The sequence below is a fragment of the Burkholderia sp. 10_S31 genome (assembly GCF_056930375.1).
In genome coordinates this window covers 2,978,152-2,996,168 of record NZ_JBXOWK010000003.1, presented here as the reverse complement: position 1 = coordinate 2,996,168, position 18,017 = coordinate 2,978,152, and the positions used below count along the sequence as shown (strand labels likewise).

Here is an 18,017-nt window from a genome sequence, read left to right as displayed (position 1 = left end):
GCGCCGGCGGGCGTGTTTGAAGGGTGGAGTGTCCTTTTTTACCGGTTTAACCGCACGGTTACCGACCGGACGGACGGCGAATGTCGGCGCAAAACCGTGCCGAACCAGGCCCGGCGCGGGTTGCGGCGAAAGCCCCACGACCTGTCCGGCGTGCCACGGAAGACCCGATCATGGGTTAGAATTCCGTTTTGAATCAAGGATCGGAAGATGCAGAGGCACCCTCGGATCGCCCCGTTGAAGCCGACGCCGCGTGCAGCCAGCCCCGCGGCGGAGCGGCATGCGCGCCGCGCGCGATCGTGCTGATGGCTCCGAGTGCCGCCAGGCCCTGCCGGCCAGGAACGGTGAGTCCAGTCCCGCTCCGGCCCCATGCGAGATAGTCGCGCGCCTGGCACCAGAACAGATTTCCCCAAGATTGCGCCTACGCGCTTGCCGACGCCCGTGCACGGTGTATCGGCCCTCCGAGTCGTCCGAACATGAACGCACCACAAGTTTTCGATCCGCATGGCGCGGCCGCCGCCGTCGCCGCCGACCCCGCGCCCCGACTGCGCGAGATTCCCTACAACTACACGTCCTTCTCCGACCGCGAGATCGTGATCCGCCTGCTCGGCGAGGAGGCGTGGTCGGTACTCGACGAGCTGCGCGCCGAACGCCGCACGGGCCGCTCGGCACGGATGCTGTATGAAGTGCTCGGCGACATCTGGGTCGTGCGCCGCAACCCGTACCTGCAGGACGACCTGCTCGACAACCCGAAGCGTCGCGCGCTGCTGATCGAGGCGCTGAACCACCGCCTGACCGAGATCGGCAAGCGCCGCCGTGCCGACCTGACCGCGCACCACGACGACGCAGGCCGCGAACGCGCCGGACGCGTCGAGATGCTCGAGGCCGCCGCGCAGCGCGCGGTCAACGAGTTCGCCGACGAGTTCGACAAGATGGCCGACCTGCGCCGCCGTGCGACCAAGGCACTCGGCCGCTGCACGCAGAAGGACAACATCCGCTTCGACGGACTGTCGCGCGTGTCGCACGTGACGGACGCGACCGACTGGCGCGTCGAATACCCGTTCGTCGTGCTGACCCCCGATACCGAGGCCGAGATCGCGGCGCTGATCAAGGCCTGCTTCGAGCTCGGCCTGACCGTAATCCCGCGCGGCGGCGGCACCGGCTACACGGGCGGCGCGGTGCCGCTCACGCCGTTCTCCGCGGTGATCAACACCGAGAAGCTCGAACAGCTCGGCGCGGTCGAGCTGACCGAGCTGCCGGGCGTCGCGCACAAGGTGCCGACGATCTTCTCCGGCGCGGGCGTCGTCACGCGCCGCGTGACGGAGGCGGCCGAAGCGGCCGGCTACGTGTTCGCGGTCGATCCGACCTCGCTCGACGCATCGTGCATCGGCGGCAACGTCGCGATGAACGCGGGCGGCAAGAAGGCCGTGCTGTGGGGCACTGCGCTCGACAACTTGGCCTGGTGGCGGATGGTCGACCCGGACGGCAACTGGCTCGAAGTCACGCGCCACGAGCACAACCAGGGCAAGATCCACGACATCGCGGTCGCGCGCTTCGAGCTGAAGTGGTTCGACGGCGCCTACGCGCCGGGCGAGAAGCTGCTGAAGAGCGAGATGCTCGAGATCGAAGGCCGCCGGTTCCGCAAGGAAGGGCTCGGCAAGGACGTGACCGACAAGTTCCTCGCCGGCCTGCCGGGCGTGCAGAAGGAAGGCTGCGACGGGCTGATCACGTCGGCGCGCTGGGTGCTGCACAAGATGCCCGCGCACACGCGCACCGTCTGCCTCGAATTCTTCGGCCAGGCGCGCGAGGCGATCCCGAGCATCGTCGAGATCAAGGACTACCTGTTCGAGACGTCGAAGCAGGGCGGCGCGATCCTCGCGGGCCTCGAGCACCTCGACGAGCGCTATCTGCGCGCGGTCGGCTACGCGACCAAGAGCAAGCGCAACACATTCCCGAAGATGGTGCTGATCGGCGACATCGTCGGCGATGACGCCGATGCGGTCGCGCACGCGACGTCCGAAGTGATCCGGATGGCGAACGGCAAGAGCGGCGAAGGCTTCGTCGCGGTGAGCGCCGAGGCGCGCAAGCGCTTCTGGCTCGACCGCAGCCGCACGGCCGCGATCGCGAAGCACACGAACGCGTTCAAGATCAACGAAGACGTCGTGATCCCGCTGAACCGGATGGGCGAGTACACCGACGGCATCGAGCGGATCAACATCGAGCTGTCGCTGAAGAACAAGCTGCAGCTGGTCGATGCGCTGGAAGCGTTTTTCCGCGCCGGCAACCTGCCGCTCGGCAAGACCGACGACGCGAACGAGATCCCGAGCGCCGAGCTGCTCGAAGACCGCGTCCAGCAGGCGCTGGAGCTGCTCAAGCGCGTGCGCGCGCGCTGGGAATTCGTGCGCGACCGGCTAGACCAGCCGCTGCGCGAGGCGCAGCACTATCTCGTGCAGCTCGGTTACGAGGCGCTCGCCGAGAAGTTCGCCGACCGCGCGGACGAGCAGCCGGGCGCGACCGTGTTCCACATCACGCAGGACCGCACGGTCCGCATCTCGTGGAAGCAGGAGATCCGCGCGGAGCTGCGCGCGATCTTCAACGGCGGCGCGTTCAAGCAGATCCTCGACGAGGCGCAGGCGATCCACAAGCAGGTGCTGCGCGGTCGCGTGTTCGTCGCGCTGCACATGCACGCGGGCGACGGCAACGTCCACACCAACCTGCCGGTCAACTCCGACAACTACGAGATGCTGCAGGACGCCCACGCGGCGGTCGCACGCATCATGACGCTCGCGCGTTCGCTCGACGGCGTGATTTCCGGCGAGCATGGCATCGGCATCACGAAGCTCGAGTTCCTGACCGACGACGAGATCGCCGAATTCCGCGCATACAAGCAGCGTGTCGACCCGAACGGCCGCTTCAACAAGGGCAAGCTGCTCGAAGGCGCCGATCTGCGCAACGCGTATACGCCGAGCTTCGGGCTGATGGGGTACGAGTCGCTGATCATGAAGCAGTCCGACATCGGCGCGATCGCCGATTCGGTGAAGGACTGCCTGCGCTGCGGCAAGTGCAAGCCGGTGTGCGCGACCCACGTGCCGCGCGCGAACCTGCTGTACAGCCCGCGCAACAAGATCCTCGCGACGTCGCTGCTGGTCGAGGCGTTCCTGTACGAGGAGCAGACGCGCCGCGGCGTGTCGATCAAGCACTGGGACGAGTTCAACGACGTGGCCGACCACTGCACGGTGTGCCACAAGTGCGCGACGCCGTGCCCGGTGAAGATCGACTTCGGCGACGTCACGATGAACATGCGCAACCTGTTGCGCAAGATGGGCAAGAAGAAGTTCAACGCCGGCAATGCGGCGGGGATGTTCTTCCTGAACGCGACCAACCCGCAGACGATCAACATCGCGCGCGGCGTGATGATGGGCGTCGGCTACAAGGTGCAGCGCTTCGCGAACGACATGCTGAAGAAGGTCGTGACGAAGCAGACGCAGCACCCGCCGGCGACGGTCGGCAAGCCGCCGGTGGTCGAGCAGGTGATCCACTTCGTCAACAAGAAGATGCCGGGCAACCTGCCGAAGAAGACGGCGCGCGCGCTGCTCGACATCGAGGACAACAAGATCGTGCCGATCATCCGCAACCCGAAGTCGACGACCGTCGATTCGGAAGCGGTGTTCTACTTCCCGGGCTGCGGCTCCGAGCGCCTGTTCTCGCAGGTCGGGCTCGCGACGCAGGCGATGCTGTGGGAGGCGGGCGTGCAGACGGTGCTGCCGCCGGGCTACCTGTGCTGCGGCTATCCGCAGCGCGGCTCGGGCCAGTACGACAAGGCCGAGAAGATCGTCACGGACAACCGCGTGCTGTTCCACCGGGTCGCGAACACGCTGAACTACCTCGACATCAAGACGGTGGTCGTGTCGTGCGGCACGTGCTACGACCAGCTCGCCGGCTACGAATTCGACAAGATCTTCCCGGGCTGCCGGATCATCGACATCCACGAGTTCCTGCTCGAGAAGGGGATGAAGCTCGACGGCGTGACGGGCACGCGCTACATGTATCACGACCCGTGCCACACGCCGATCAAGACGATGGACCCGGTGAAGCTCGTCAACGAGCTGATGGGTGCGGAGAAGGACGGCTACAAGATCGAGAAGAACGAGCGTTGCTGCGGCGAATCGGGCACGCTCGCGGTCACGCGCCCGGACGTGTCGACGCAGGTTCGCTTCCGCAAGGAAGAGGAAATCCGCAAGGGTGCCGCGAAGCTGCGCAGCATCCCGGTCGTGGCCGGCGATGCGCCGGCGCCGGCCGCGGCCGCGGCCGCGAACGGCCCGGACGTCAAGATCCTGACGAGCTGCCCATCGTGCCTGCAGGGCCTGTCGCGCTACAACGAGGACGCGAACATCGAGGCCGACTACATCGTGGTCGAAATCGCGCGCCAGGTGCTCGGCGAGAACTGGATGGCCGACTATGTCGCACACGCGAACAATGGCGGGATCGAGCGCGTGCTGGTCTAATGCGGGCATGACGGCCGCCCGGCCGGGCCAGGGACGAGCGGGCGCCGTCGCACACGCGACGGCGCCCGTCCACATGGGAGCGACGATGGAATGCGTGTTTTGCCGTGAAGACGGCGGCGAGGTGCTCTGGCAGGACGACATGCTGCGCGTCGTCCTCGCGACGGGCGAGCACGAGTACCCGGGCTTCTGCCGGGTGATCTGGGGCACGCACGTGGCCGAGTTCTCCGATCTCGGCGAGCCTGAGCGGGCACATCTGATGCGCGTGGTGTACGCGGTGGAGCGGGCCGTGCGCCGCGTGATGCAGCCGAACAAGGTGAATCTCGCGAGCCTCGGCAACATGGTGCCGCACGTGCACTGGCACGTGATCCCGCGCTTCTCGAACGACGCCCATTTTCCTCAGCCCGTCTGGGCGCCGCGCCAGCGCGGCGTGTCCGAGGCGCTGCTGCGCACGCGCGCGGCGCAGGCCTCGCTGCTGCACAATGCGGTGCGCGAGGAAATTCAACGAACGACCGATCCGAGGCAGCCATGAGCGGTTTGACTTCCACGACGCCGATTCCGTCCGGCGTCGTCGTGCACGCGGTGTCGCGCGTGCTCGAATTGCAGTACCCGAACGGAGACAGTTTCCGGATTCCGTTCGAGCTGATGCGCGTCTATTCGCCGTCGGCAGAGGTGCGCGGCCACGGGCCCGGCCAGGAGACGCTGCAGACGGGCAAGCGCGAGGTGACGATCACGGCGCTCGAGGGCGTGGGCAACTACGCGCTGCAGCCGACGTTCTCCGACGGCCATTCGACCGGCATCTACTCGTGGGACCTGCTGTACGAACTGGCGACGCAGCAGGACGCGCTGTGGCGCGACTATTTCGACAAACTGAAGGCGGCGGGCGTCGAGCGCGACGCGCCGATGCAGGCGGCCCCCGCGCCGCACGGCCACTGCCACTGAAATCGACGGCGCCCGCTCGGCGCCGTCTTGCCATTTACTGAGGATCAACGCGATGAGCAAAACCCACTTCGGCTTCGAAAGCGTCGAGGAAAACGAAAAAGCGAAGAAAGTGGCGGGCGTGTTCCATTCGGTCGCGAGCAACTACGATCTGATGAACGACCTGATGTCGGCCGGCATGCACCGCGCGTGGAAGGCGTTCACGATCGCGCAGGCGAACGTGCGCCCCGGCTTCAAGGTGCTCGACATCGCGGCCGGCACGGGCGACCTGACCAAGGCGTTCGCGAAGGCGGCCGGCCCGACGGGCGAAGTCTGGCACACCGACATCAACGAATCGATGCTGCGCGTCGGCCGCGACCGGCTGCTCGACAAGGGCATCGTGACGCCGTCGCTGCTGTGCGATGCCGAGAAAATTCCCTTTCCGGACAACTACTTCGATGTGGTCACGGTCGCGTTCGGGCTGCGCAACATGACGCACAAGGACGCCGCGCTCGCCGAGATGCGCCGTGTGACGAAGCCCGGCGGCCGCGTGATGGTGCTGGAATTCTCGAAAGTCTGGGATCCGCTGAAAAAAGCGTACGATCTGTATTCTTTCAAAGTATTACCGTGGCTTGGCGACAAGTTCGCGAAAGATGCTGAAAGTTATCGGTATCTTGCCGAATCTATCCGGATGCATCCTGATCAAGACACGCTGAAGACGATGATGGAACAAGCGGGCCTCGATGCCGTCAAATATTACAATTTGTCAGGTGGCGTGGTAGCTTTACACCTAGGAACCAAGTACTAAGGGGTTCTTTCCATACATTTGTCTTACATCTGGAGAAGCTGATGTCCGAATCGCGTTCGTTGTTCAACCGTAGCAAGCCGTCGAAGCCGTGGGCTCGACGGGTCGGCACGCTGCTGATGGTCGGCCTGCTCACGGCCGGCACGTTCGCATCGCTCGACGCCGAGGCCAAGCGCATGGGCGGTGGGCGCAGCATCGGCCGTCAGAGCTCCACCGTCACGCAGCGCCAGGCCACGCCGCCCGCGCAGCAGCCGATGCAGCAGGCCGCGCCGGCGCAGGCGCAGCGCGCGAACCCGGCCGCACCGGCACCGGCCGCGCAGTCCAATCGCTCGCGCTGGCTCGGGCCGATCGCCGGTCTCGCGGCCGGCCTCGGCATCGCGGCGCTGCTGTCGCACTTCGGCCTGGGTGGCGCGTTCGCGAGCATGATGGCGAACGTCATCGTGATCGCGCTGCTGGCGATGGTCGGCATCTGGCTGATCCGCAAGTTCATGAACCGTCGCCGTCCGCAGGAACCGGCGTACTCGGCGGGCGGCTCGGCCTCGTCGTCGGGCGGCTACTCGCAGAGCCCGTCGTTCCAGCAAAACGGCACGGGCAGCAACTATGCCGGCAGCGGCAGCAGCTATGCGAACGAAGCGCAGGGCGTGTTCGGCGGCGGCGCGGCGGCCGCCGGCGCGGCGGGCGCGATGGCGGCCGCACCGCTTCAGGTGCCGGCCGGCTTCGATACCGAAGCGTTCCTGCGTAGCGCGAAGGTCTACTTCGTGCGCCTGCAGGCGGCATGGGACCAGGGCAACCTGGCCGACATCCGCGAGTTCACGACGCCGGAAATGTTCGCCGAGATCAAGATCGATCTCGACTCGCGCGGCAACGAGGCGAACCAGACCGACGTTGTGCAGCTCGACGCGGAACTGGTCGCAATCGAGGATCGCGGCATCGAGCAGTCGGCGAGCGTGCGCTTCCACGGGCTGATCCGCGAGTCGGCGAATGCGTCGGCGGCGCCGTTCGACGAGGTGTGGAACCTGTCGAAGTCGGGCAGCCAGGGCTGGCTGCTCGCGGGTATCCAGCAGATCAACACGCACTGAGCGTGACCGGCGGCCGGCTTGCCGGCTGCCCGGGCGACGGCCGCCGCACTGCGACCGCTTGCCGCCCGGGTGTGCGGTTGGCCGCGGTCTGCCGACGATCCGACGTTACAATAGAAACCCGCGTAGGCGTCCGGCCTGCGCGGGTTTTTCTTTCCCAGCCCGATGACCTTTGCCGCCAAGCCTTTTGCTGCTGCTGTCAATCACCTGCTCGCGCGCGAATCATGGGCGCGCGACCGCCTGATTCCCTATGTGGGCAAGACTGCCCGGATCGACGTGCCCCCCGTCACGCTCACACTGCTCGTGCAGCCCGACGGTTACCTGTCCGCGGTGGAAGCGCACGATGCGCAACACGTCGACGTGTCGATCGCGCTCGCGGGCGACACCGTTGCGGCATTCCTGCAGGGCGGCCAGGCGGCCGTGATGAAGCACGTGAAGATCGAGGGCGACGCGGAGTTCGCGACGCAGATCGCGAAGCTGGCCGAGCATCTGCGCTGGGAACCTGAGGAAGATCTCGCGAAGCTGGTCGGCGACGCGGCGGCATACCGGATCGCGACGGTCGTGCGCGACGCCGGCGCACGCGCGCGCCGCACCGGCCGCAACGTGCTCGATTCCGTCGCCGAGTACTGGCTCGACGAGAACCCGCAAGTCGTCCGGCGCACGGCGCTCGGCGGCTTCGACGCCGAACTGGCGCGTGCGCGCGATGCGCTCGCGCGGGTCGAAAAGCGGGTCGAGCGACTCGAACAAAAAATCGGCGCGCGCACGGGTTCCGGCCCGCGCGGCGCGCACTGAGGGCCGCAGGGCATGCGCATTTTCCGTTTCATCAAGATTGTCTACACCGTCATCCGCTTTGGCCTCGACGAGGTGATGCTGTCCCGGATCGACGACCGGCGCGTGAAGCTGCTGCTGCGGATCACGACGATCGGCCGTCGCTACTCCGATCCGCCCGCCGTGCGGCTGCGCCACGCGCTCGAAAGTCTCGGTCCGATCTTCGTGAAGTTCGGCCAGGTGCTGTCGACGCGCCGAGACCTGCTGTCGGTCGATTTCGCGAATGAGCTCGCGAAGCTGCAGGACCAGGTGCCGCCGTTCGATTCGGCGGTCGCGATCGGGATCATCGAGAAGTCGCTCGGTGCGCCGGTCGACGAGCTGTTCGACGAATTCGAGCGCGAGCCCGTCGCCAGCGCGTCGATCGCGCAGGTGCATTTCGCGAAACTCAAGCAGGGCGTGCATGCGGGCAAGGCGGTCGCCGTCAAGGTGCTGCGCCCGAACATGCTGTCCGTGATCGACTCCGACCTCGCGCTGATGCGCGACATCGCGATCTGGACCGAGCGCATGTGGGCCGACGGGCGGCGCCTGAAGCCGCGCGAAGTCGTTGCCGAATTCGACAAGTACCTGCACGACGAGCTCGACCTGATGCGCGAGGCCGCGAACGGCAGCCAGCTGCGCCGCAACTTCGCGGGCCTCGACCTGCTGCTCGTGCCCGAGATGTTCTGGGATTTCTCGACGTCGCAGGTGCTCGTGATGGAGCGCATGACCGGCGTGCCGATCAGCCAGGTCGAGACGCTGCGCAGCGCGGGCGTGGACATCAAGAAGCTCGCGCGCGAAGGTGTCGAGATCTTCTTCACGCAGGTGTTCCGCGACGGTTTCTTCCATGCGGACATGCACCCGGGCAACATCCAGGTGAGCCTCGACCCGAAGACCTTCGGCCGCTATATCGCGCTCGATTTCGGGATCGTCGGCGCGTTGTCGGATTTCGACAAGAACTACCTTGCGCAGAACTTCCTCGCGTTCTTCAAGCGCGATTACCACCGCGTCGCGACGCTGCACCTTGAATCGGGCTGGGTGCCGCCCGAGACGCGCGTCGAGGAACTCGAAAGCGCGATCCGCGCGGTGTGCGAGCCGTATTTCGACCGCGCGCTGAAGGACATCTCGCTCGGCCAGGTGCTGATGCGCCTGTTCTCGACGTCGCGCCGCTTCAACGTCGAGATCCAGCCGCAGCTCGTGCTGCTGCAGAAGACGATGCTGAACGTCGAGGGGCTCGGCCGCTCGCTCGACCCCGAACTCGACCTGTGGAAGACCGCGAAGCCGTACCTCGAGCGCTGGATGACCGAGCAGATCGGCCTGCGCGGCTGGTACGAGCGCTTCAAGGTCGAGGCGCCGCAATGGAGCAAGACGTTGCCGCAACTGCCGCGCTTGATCCACCACGCGATGGCGGCGCGCCACGACGCGCCGCGTGCGGCGAGCGAGGACTTGATGCGTCAGATCCTCGTCGAGCAGAAACGTACCAACCGGCTGCTGCAGGCATTGCTGATCTTCGGTCTTGCCGTCGGCGTCGGTGCGCTCGTCGCGCGCGTGCTGCTCGCGCTCGCATACGGCGCGTGACCGAAAGGAGCAGGGCGATGTCCGAACCGAAGCAACCCGTCGCACCCGGCGCCGCCGATTTCGCGACGCGCGACCCCGGCAACGCATCGTTCTGGGACGAGCGTTTCGCGCGCGGCGTGACGCCGTGGGAATTCGGCGGCGTGCCGGAGGGGTTTCGCGCGTTTGCGCAGCGGCGGGAGCCGTGTGCGGTGCTGATTCCCGGCTGCGGCAGTGCGCAGGAGGCCGGCTGGCTCGCGCAGGCCGGCTGGCCGGTGCGCGCAATCGATTTCGCCGCGCAGGCGGTGGCGGCCGCGAAGGCGCAACTCGGCGCGCATGCGGACGTCGTCGAGCAGGCCGATTTCTTCGCGTACCAGCCGCCGTTCGACGTGCAGTGGGTGTATGAGCGCGCGTTCCTGTGCGCGTTGCCGCCGAGCCTGCGCGCCCGCTATGCGGCGCGGATGGCCGAACTGCTGCCCACCGGCGCGTTGCTCGCCGGCTATTTCTTCGTGACGAAGAAACCGAAAGGACCGCCGTTCGGCATCGAGCGCGCCGAACTCGAGGCATTGCTCGCGCCGCACTTCGAATTGATCGAGGATCTGCCCGTGACCGATTCGCTGGCCGTGTTCGAAGGGCACGAGCGCTGGCTCACATGGCGCCGTCGCTGAAGCCCGGGCGTCGCGACCGTTACCGGAGCGCGCCGGGGTTTCGGCTATAATTCAAGGTTTTGCAAGCCGTTTCCAGTTTCTGCGGGAAAAAATATCATGCCGATCTACGCCTATCGATGCGAAGCGTGTGGTTTCGCGAAGGACGTGCTCCAGAAGATGAGCGACGTGCCGCTGTCGCAGTGCCCGGAATGCGGGAAGGATGCATTTCGCAAGCAGGTCACTGCTGCGGGCTTCCAGCTGAAGGGTTCGGGTTGGTATGTCACCGATTTCCGTGGTGGCTCGGGCGGCACCAGCGCGCCGGCGACGGCGTCCGGCGACACGGGTGCTGCAGCACCGGCCGCAGCGCCCGCGGCAGCCGCGCCCGCTGCCGCGAGTTCCGAAAGTACGACGACGAGCGCCGCGCCCGCCCCGGCTGCAGCGCCCGCCGCCGGCAGTTGACAGTCGCGGCCCGGCCGGGCTGCGTCCACACCGCGCTTCCGGCGCGGTTCATTGACGGCAGATGATGAAAAAGACGACCCTGAAATCGGTGTTTCTGACCGGCCTGCTGGTTCTCGTCCCGCTCGCGATCACGCTGTGGGTGCTCGGCCTCATCATCGGCACGATGGACCAGACGCTGCTGCTGCTGCCCGAATCGTGGCAGCCGGAGCGGATGCTCGGCTTCCACCTGCCGGGGATCGGTGCGGTGCTGACGCTCGCGTTCATCTTCGTCGTCGGGCTGGCCACGCAGAACTTCATCGGCCAGAAGCTCGTCACGTGGTGGAACGCGGTCGTGCGTCACATCCCGGTCGTCGGGCCGATCTACACGAGCGTCAAGCAGGTGTCGGACACGCTGCTGTCGAGCAGCGGCAACGCGTTCCGCAAGGCGCTGCTGATCGAATACCCGCGTCGCGGCTCGTATACGATCGCGTTTCTGACCGGCGCGCCCGGCGGCGACGTGGTCAACCATCTGACGGAAGAGTACGTGAGCGTGTATGTGCCCACGACGCCGAACCCGACGTCGGGCTTCTTCCTGATGCTGCCGAAGAGCGAAGTCATCGAACTCGACATGTCGGTCGATGCCGCGCTCAAGTACATCGTCTCGATGGGCGTCGTGGCGCCTCCGGCGCCGGCTCCGGCGCCCGCCCGCCGTCCCGTCGAGCCGCCGCTGTAAGTAAAGAATCATCGCCCGGGCCGCGCGTTGCGGCACCCGTTGATCAAACCGAACGAAAGCAAACATCATGTCGATGCGTACTGAATACTGCGGTCTCGTGACCGAACACCTGCTGGGCCAAACCGTGTCGCTGTGCGGCTGGGTGCAGCGCCGCCGCGATCACGGCGGTGTGATCTTCATCGACCTGCGCGATCGTGAAGGCCTCGTGCAGGTGGTGTGCGACCCGGACCGCGCGGAAATGTTCGCGACCGCCGAAGGCGTGCGCAACGAGTTCTGCGTGCAGATCAAGGGTCTCGTGCGCAACCGTCCGGAAGGCACGGTCAACGCGGGCCTGAAGAGCGGCAAGATCGAAGTGCTGTGCCACGAGCTGATCGTGCTGAACGCGTCGATCACGCCGCCGTTCCAGCTCGACGACGACAACCTGTCGGAAACGACGCGCCTCACGCACCGCGTGCTCGACCTGCGCCGTCCGCAGATGCAGCACAACCTGCGCCTGCGCTACCGCGTCGCGATCGAAGCGCGCAAGTACCTCGACGAGCAGGGCTTCATCGACATCGAAACGCCGATGCTGACGAAGAGCACGCCGGAAGGCGCGCGCGACTACCTCGTGCCGTCGCGCGTGAACGCAGGCCAGTTCTTCGCGCTGCCGCAGTCGCCGCAGCTGTTCAAGCAGCTGCTGATGGTCGCGAACTTCGACCGTTACTACCAGATCACCAAGTGCTTCCGCGACGAAGACCTGCGCGCCGACCGCCAGCCGGAATTCACGCAGATCGATTGCGAGACGTCGTTCCTCGGCGAGCAGGAAATTCGTGACCTGTTCGAAGACATGATCCGTCACATCTTCAAGACGACGATCGACGTCGAACTCGACGCGAAATTCCCGGTGATGCCGTACTCGGAAGCGATGGCGCGTTTCGGTTCGGACAAGCCGGACCTGCGCGTGCAGCTCGAGTTCACCGAGCTGACCGACGCGATGAAGGACGTCGACTTCAAGGTGTTCAGCACGCCGGCCAACGCGAAGGACGGCCGTGTCGCGGCGCTGCGCGTGCCGAAGGGCAGCGAGCTGTCGCGTGGCGACATCGACGGCTACACCGAATTCGTGCGCATCTACGGCGCGAAGGGCCTCGCATGGATCAAGGTCAACGAGAAGGCGAAGGGCCGCGACGGCCTGCAAAGCCCGATCGTCAAGAACCTGCACGACGCATCGATCGCGGCGATCCTCGAGCGCACCGGCGCTGAAGACGGCGACATCATCTTCTTCGCGGCCGACCGCGCGAAGGTCGTCAACGACAGCCTCGGCGCGCTGCGCCTGAAGATCGGCCATTCGGAATTCGGCAAGGCGAACGGCCTCGTCCAGGCCGGCTGGAAGCCGCTGTGGGTCGTCGACTTCCCGATGTTCGAATACGACGACGAGGATGCGCGCTACGTCGCTGCGCACCACCCGTTCACGAGCCCGAAGGACGAGCACCTCGAGTACCTCGAGACCGATCCGGGCCGCTGCCTCGCGAAGGCCTACGACATGGTGCTGAACGGCTGGGAAATCGGCGGCGGCTCGGTGCGTATCCACCGCGAGGAAGTGCAGAGCAAGGTATTCCGCGCGCTGAAGATCGGTGCGGAAGAGGCGCAGCTGAAATTCGGCTTCCTGCTGGATGCGCTGCAGTACGGCGCGCCGCCGCACGGCGGTATCGCATTCGGTCTCGACCGCATCGTCACGATGATGGCCGGTGCCGATTCGATCCGCGACGTGATCGCGTTCCCGAAGACGCAGCGTGCGCAGGATCTGCTCACGCAGGCGCCGAGCCCGGTCGACGAGCGTCAGCTGCGCGAGCTGCACATCCGTCTGCGTCAGCCGGAACAGCCGAAGGCGTAACGCTTGTCGCAGGTCGTGTGCGCGGCGACGCGCGCACGACAACCCAACGAAAAAGGCGCCGTGGTGCGCCTTTTTCGTTTTTTGCGGTACAGTCGCAGCACTTGCCGCACGTTCGGGTGCAGCCCGAGACACGGCCCTGTGCCGCATGAAACAAAGATGACGAAGCCGCCGAAAATCCCCGAATCCGTTCTCGTCGTGATCTACACGCCCGACCTCGACGTGCTGGTGATCAAGCGTGCCGATCAGCCCGATTTCTGGCAATCGGTGACCGGATCGAAGGACACGCTCGACGAGCCGCTTGCGCTCACGGCCGCGCGCGAAGTCGTCGAGGAAACCGGCATCGCGGTCGGGTCGCACGACGTGCCGGCCACCGCGCTGATCGACTGGCACCACCGGATCGAATACACGATCTATCCGCAATACCTGCATCGCTATGCGCCGGGCGTCACGCGCAACGTCGAGCACTGGTTCGGCCTGTGCGTGCCGCACCGCGTCGACGTGACGCTGTCGCCGCGCGAGCACGTCGACTACGCGTGGCTGCCGTTCCGCGAAGCGGCCGAGCGCTGCTTCTCGCCGTCGAACGCCGAAGCGATCCTGCAATTGCCCGTGCGTGTGTCGCTCGCGCGGGCGCCGCACGGCTCGTCCGCATGAATGCGGAAACCCGCAAGCGCTTCGCGCAATTGCGGCAGATGTTCCTGCAGGAGCGCGGCTCCGCGTCGCGGCTCGCATTCACGGCGGGCAACACCGTGCGCCTGTGCGAGACCGGCAGCGAATTCTTCCACGCGCTGATCGAGCGGATCGATGCGGCGCGCGAGCAGGTGATGCTCGAAACCTATATTTTTTGCGACGACGCGGCCGGCCGGCCGGTGTCGGATGCGCTGATCCGCGCGGCACAGCGCGGCGTGCGCGTGCGCGTGATCACCGACGGCATCGGCACCGCGCGCCTGCCGCTGTTCGACACGTGGGCCGAGGCCGGCGTCGAGCACTGCATCTACAACCGCTTCCTGTTCGGCCGTTTCGGCTTCTCGCGTACGCACCGCAAGCTCGCGGTGATCGATCATGCGGTCGCGTTCTGCGGCGGCATCAACATCGTCGACGATTACACGCAGGGCAGCGCGACGCTGCCGTTTCCGCGCTGGGATTTCGCGGTCGAGATGGCCGGGCCGGCGGTGTCGGACGTGCGCGCTGCGTTGGAGCTGCAGTGGCACCGGATCCAGTTCGGCCACAAGCCGTACGCGCAGTACGCGGCCGGGCTGCACGGCGGCGAAGCGTTTCCCGACATGTTCCGGCGCTGGATGCGCAGCCACCGGTGGATCAAAGCCGGCGCGCTGCGGGTCGTCACCGAGCCGAGCGTCGCGTTCGTCGCGCGCGACAACGTCGTGAACCGCCGCGCGATCGAGAAGGCGTATCTCGCCGCGATCGGCCAGGCGCGTCACCGGATCCTGCTCGCGAACCCGTACTTCATGCCGGGCCGCAAGCTGCGCCGTGCGTTGACGGGCGCCGCGCGGCGCGGCGTCGACGTGCGGATCCTGATCGGCCGCAAGGAGTTCACGGCGCTCGATACGGCCGTGCCGTTCCTGTATCACGCGCTGCTGCGCGCAGGCGTGCGCGTGGCGGAATACGACAAGACGATCCTGCACGGCAAGGTCGCGGTGATCGACGACAATTGGGCAACCGTCGGTTCGTCGAACCTGGATGCGCTGAGCCTGATGCTGAACAATGAGGCCAATGTCGTGCTGGTGCGCTACGACGCGATCACCAACGAGCTGCGCGACGCGATCGCGGCCGCGTTCTCCGAAGGCCGCGAAATCGACGCCGCCCGGTACGCCGCACGGCCGCGCATCGAGCGTATGCTGAACTGGCTCGCGTACAACACGTACCGCATCGTGATGAAGGCGCTGACGGTCGGCGGTTACGACTGACACGGACTAAGCGTCCGCTTCAAAAATCTGTCCGCACGTTCGTGCGGAAAAGCCGCTCCGGTCCCGCCGGAATCGCGCAAAATAGCGGCTCGGTTAGACACCGGTTTCTAATAATTTCCTTGTTTCGCGAGCGGCCGCACTCAATAATAGTACGGCCGTTCGATTTTATTCGAACCCCCGAACGGTTACAGAAAAAGCTATGCGAAAAGGCGAACAGACGCGTGCCGCGATACTTGAAGCTGCTTTGGACCTCGCCAGCCGTGACGGGCTGGAGGGGCTGACGATCGGCCTCCTGGCCGAGCGCATGCAGATGAGCAAGAGCGGTGTGTTCGCGCACTTCGGATCGCGCGAAGACCTGCAGGTCGAGGTCGTCCGCGAGTATCACCATCGTTTCGAAAACGAGGTGTTCTTTCCGAGCCTGCGCGAGCCGCGAGGCTTGCCGCGCCTTCGGGCGATGCTGGCCCGCTGGACGGAGAAGCGCATCCAGGAGGTGACGACCGGATGCATCTACATCAGCGGTGCCGTCGAGTACGACGACCGGCCTGACAGCCCCGTGCGCGAGCAGTTGATCGCGAGCGTGACGGCCTGGCGTGCCGCGATGCTGCGTGCCATTTCGCAGGCGAAGGAAGAAGGCCATCTGCGTGCGGATACGGATCCGGACCTGATGCTCTTCGAGTTGTACAGCTTCACGCTCGGCCTGCATCACGACGCACGCTTCCTGCATTCGCCGGATGCCGTGCGCCTCACGTGGGCCGCGCTGGAAAAGACGATTGTTTCGTATCAGAGCGAGAGCCGTTAGCGGCGCGTGACCCGCCCGCCAGGAGCTCGAGCCGTTTTGCCCACCTTTGGAGAGAGTCATGGGACAGTACGCCGCGCCGCTGCGCGACATGCAATTCGTGTTGCACGAGCTTCTGAACGTCGAAGCCGAAGTCAAGCAAATGCCCAAGCATGCGGACCTCGACGCCGACACGATCAACCAGGTCCTCGAGGAAGCGGGCAAGTTCTGCTCCGAGGTACTGTTCCCGCTGAACCAGGTCGGCGACCGCGAAGGCTGCACGTATGAAGGCGACGGCGTCGTGAAGACCCCGACCGGCTTCAAGGAAGCGTATCAGCAGTACGTCGAGGCCGGCTGGCCGGCGCTCGGCTGCGATCCGGACTACGGCGGCCAGGGCCTGCCCGCGTTCGTGAACAACGCGCTCTTCGAAATGCTGAACTCGGCGAACCAGGCATGGACGATGTATCCGGGCCTGTCGCACGGCGCCTACGAGTGCCTGCACGCGCACGGCACGCCGGAACTGCAGCAGCAATATCTGCCGAAGCTCGTGTCGGGCGAATGGACGGGCACGATGTGCCTGACCGAGCCGCATTGCGGCACCGACCTCGGCATCCTGCGCACCAAGGCCGAACCGAACGTCGACGGCTCGTACTCGATCAGCGGCACGAAGATCTTCATCTCGAGCGGCGAGCACGACATGTCGAAGAACATCATCCACCTCGTGCTCGCGCGCCTGCCGGACGCGCCGCAAGGCACGAAGGGGATCTCGCTGTTCATCGTGCCGAAGTTCATTCCGGACGCCGCGGGCGAGCCGGGCGAGCGCAACGGCATCAAGTGCGGCTCGATCGAGCACAAGATGGGCATCCACGGCAACTCGACGTGCGTGATGAACCTCGACGGCGCGAAGGGCTGGATGGTCGGCGAGCCGAACAAGGGCTTGAACGCGATGTTCGTGATGATGAACGCCGCGCGTCTGGGCGTCGGCATGCAGGGCCTCGGCCTCACGGAAGTCGCTTACCAGAACTCGCTGACGTACGCGAAGGAGCGCCTGCAGATGCGCTCGCTGACGGGCCCGAAGGCACCGGACAAGCCGGCCGACCCGATCATCGTGCACCCGGACGTGCGCCGCATGCTGCTCACGCAGAAGGCCTACGCCGAAGGCGCGCGCGCGTTCACATACTGGTCCGCGCTGCAGATCGACAAGGAACTGTCGCACGCTGACGAAGCGGTGCGCAAGGAAGCGGCCGACCTCGTCGCGCTGCTCACGCCGATCATCAAGGCGTTCCTGACCGACAACGCGTTCGAGTCGACCAACCACGCAATGCAGATCTACGGCGGCCACGGCTTCATCTCCGAGTGGGGCATGGAGCAGTACGTGCGCGACGCGCGGATCAACATGATCTACGAAGGCACGAACTCGATCCAGTCGCTCGACCTGCTGGGCCGCAAGGTGCTCGGCGACATGGGCGCGAAGCTGAAGAAGTTCGGCAAGCTCGTCACCGAATTCGCGGAAGCCGAAGGCGTGAAGCCGGAGATGGCCGAGTTCATCAACCCGCTCGCCGACATCGGTGACAAGGTGCAGAAGCTGACGATGGAAATCGGCATGAAGGCGATGCAGAACCCGGACGAAGTCGGCGCCGCCGCCGTGCCGTACCTGCGCACCGTTGGCCACCTGGTGTTCTCGTACTTCTGGGCGCGCATGGCGCGTCTCGCGCTCGACAAGGAAGCGTCGGGCGATCCGTTCTACAAGTCGAAGCTCGCCACCGCCCGTTTCTATTTCGCGCGCCTGCTGCCCGAGACGGCAGCGACGATCCGCGCCGCGCGCGTCGGTTCGAAGACGCTGATGGAAGTCGACGAATCGCTGTTCTGACGCGAGTCCGGGCGGGGCGCGCCGCGCGCCGCCCGAACGCAACGGTTCCTGGTACTCACTTCGCCGTGCAGCCCTCACAACCCGCGCTGCACGACACTATCCGGAG

Annotated in this window: 15 protein-coding genes; all 15 read left to right on the top strand. The window is 66.0% G+C overall.

Annotated elements, in window-relative coordinates; all coding sequences use genetic code 11:
- Positions 1-473 precede the first annotated feature (473 nt).
- The 15 genes from AC1Z3W_RS34100 (at position 474) to AC1Z3W_RS34030 (ending at position 17,911) form a co-directional block, all read left to right on the top strand.
- Positions 474-4,502: a DUF3683 domain-containing protein gene (locus AC1Z3W_RS34100; RefSeq protein WP_057926579.1), complete on the top strand. Its 4,029-nt coding sequence runs from the start codon at positions 474-476 to the stop codon at positions 4,500-4,502.
- An 85-nt stretch (positions 4,503-4,587) separates the two neighbouring features.
- The gene (locus tag AC1Z3W_RS34095) at positions 4,588-5,031 is read left to right on the top strand and encodes an HIT family protein (RefSeq protein ID WP_057926678.1); all 444 of its coding nucleotides are present in this window, start codon (positions 4,588-4,590) and stop codon (positions 5,029-5,031) included.
- Positions 5,028-5,441, top strand: coding sequence for a gamma-butyrobetaine hydroxylase family protein (locus AC1Z3W_RS34090; RefSeq protein ID WP_014896073.1), 414 nt, complete (start codon positions 5,028-5,030; stop codon positions 5,439-5,441). Before AC1Z3W_RS34095 ends, AC1Z3W_RS34090 begins: the two co-directional genes overlap by 4 nt.
- A gap of 52 nt (positions 5,442-5,493) precedes the next feature.
- Positions 5,494-6,225 carry a bifunctional demethylmenaquinone methyltransferase/2-methoxy-6-polyprenyl-1,4-benzoquinol methylase UbiE gene (gene ubiE, locus AC1Z3W_RS34085; protein ID WP_124833622.1) on the top strand — a complete coding sequence of 244 codons (732 nt, stop codon included), beginning with the start codon at positions 5,494-5,496 and terminating at the stop codon, positions 6,223-6,225.
- A gap of 41 nt (positions 6,226-6,266) precedes the next feature.
- Complete coding sequence (locus AC1Z3W_RS34080) at positions 6,267-7,301, top strand: Tim44 domain-containing protein (protein WP_483509391.1); 1,035 nt, start codon at positions 6,267-6,269, stop codon at positions 7,299-7,301.
- Between the two features lie 162 nt (positions 7,302-7,463).
- Positions 7,464-8,090 (top strand): ubiquinone biosynthesis accessory factor UbiJ, encoded by a 627-nt coding sequence (locus tag AC1Z3W_RS34075; RefSeq protein ID WP_057926582.1) that lies wholly within the window; start codon positions 7,464-7,466, stop codon positions 8,088-8,090.
- Between the two features lie 12 nt (positions 8,091-8,102).
- Entirely contained in the window at positions 8,103-9,680 is a 1,578-nt protein-coding gene (ubiB, locus tag AC1Z3W_RS34070; RefSeq protein ID WP_124833625.1) for a ubiquinone biosynthesis regulatory protein kinase UbiB, read from the top strand.
- A 17-nt stretch (positions 9,681-9,697) separates the two neighbouring features.
- Complete coding sequence (locus tag AC1Z3W_RS34065) at positions 9,698-10,324, top strand: class I SAM-dependent methyltransferase (protein WP_057926584.1); 627 nt, start codon at positions 9,698-9,700, stop codon at positions 10,322-10,324.
- 96 nt (positions 10,325-10,420) lie between these two features.
- Positions 10,421-10,762: an FmdB family zinc ribbon protein gene (locus AC1Z3W_RS34060; RefSeq protein WP_175825014.1), complete on the top strand. Its 342-nt coding sequence runs from the start codon at positions 10,421-10,423 to the stop codon at positions 10,760-10,762.
- 61 nt (positions 10,763-10,823) lie between these two features.
- Positions 10,824-11,474, top strand: coding sequence for a DUF502 domain-containing protein (locus AC1Z3W_RS34055; RefSeq protein ID WP_175825015.1), 651 nt, complete (start codon positions 10,824-10,826; stop codon positions 11,472-11,474).
- A 67-nt stretch (positions 11,475-11,541) separates the two neighbouring features.
- A complete protein-coding gene (gene aspS, locus AC1Z3W_RS34050) occupies positions 11,542-13,344 on the top strand; it encodes an aspartate--tRNA ligase (protein ID WP_057926587.1) in 1,803 nt (600 codons plus the stop codon).
- A 156-nt stretch (positions 13,345-13,500) separates the two neighbouring features.
- Positions 13,501-13,995, top strand: a complete 495-nt coding sequence (nudB, locus tag AC1Z3W_RS34045; protein ID WP_057926588.1) for a dihydroneopterin triphosphate diphosphatase — start codon at positions 13,501-13,503, stop codon at positions 13,993-13,995.
- A complete protein-coding gene (gene clsB, locus AC1Z3W_RS34040; protein ID WP_057926589.1) occupies positions 13,992-15,266 on the top strand; it encodes a cardiolipin synthase ClsB in 1,275 nt (424 codons plus the stop codon). Before nudB ends, clsB begins: the two co-directional genes overlap by 4 nt.
- A 199-nt stretch (positions 15,267-15,465) precedes the next feature.
- On the top strand, positions 15,466-16,065 hold the full coding sequence (locus AC1Z3W_RS34035; protein ID WP_006751498.1) for a TetR/AcrR family transcriptional regulator: 600 nt from the start codon (positions 15,466-15,468) through the stop codon (positions 16,063-16,065).
- Positions 16,066-16,123: 58 nt separating this feature from the next.
- Positions 16,124-17,911 (top strand): acyl-CoA dehydrogenase C-terminal domain-containing protein, encoded by a 1,788-nt coding sequence (locus tag AC1Z3W_RS34030; protein ID WP_483509390.1) that lies wholly within the window; start codon positions 16,124-16,126, stop codon positions 17,909-17,911.
- Positions 17,912-18,017 lie beyond the last annotated feature (106 nt).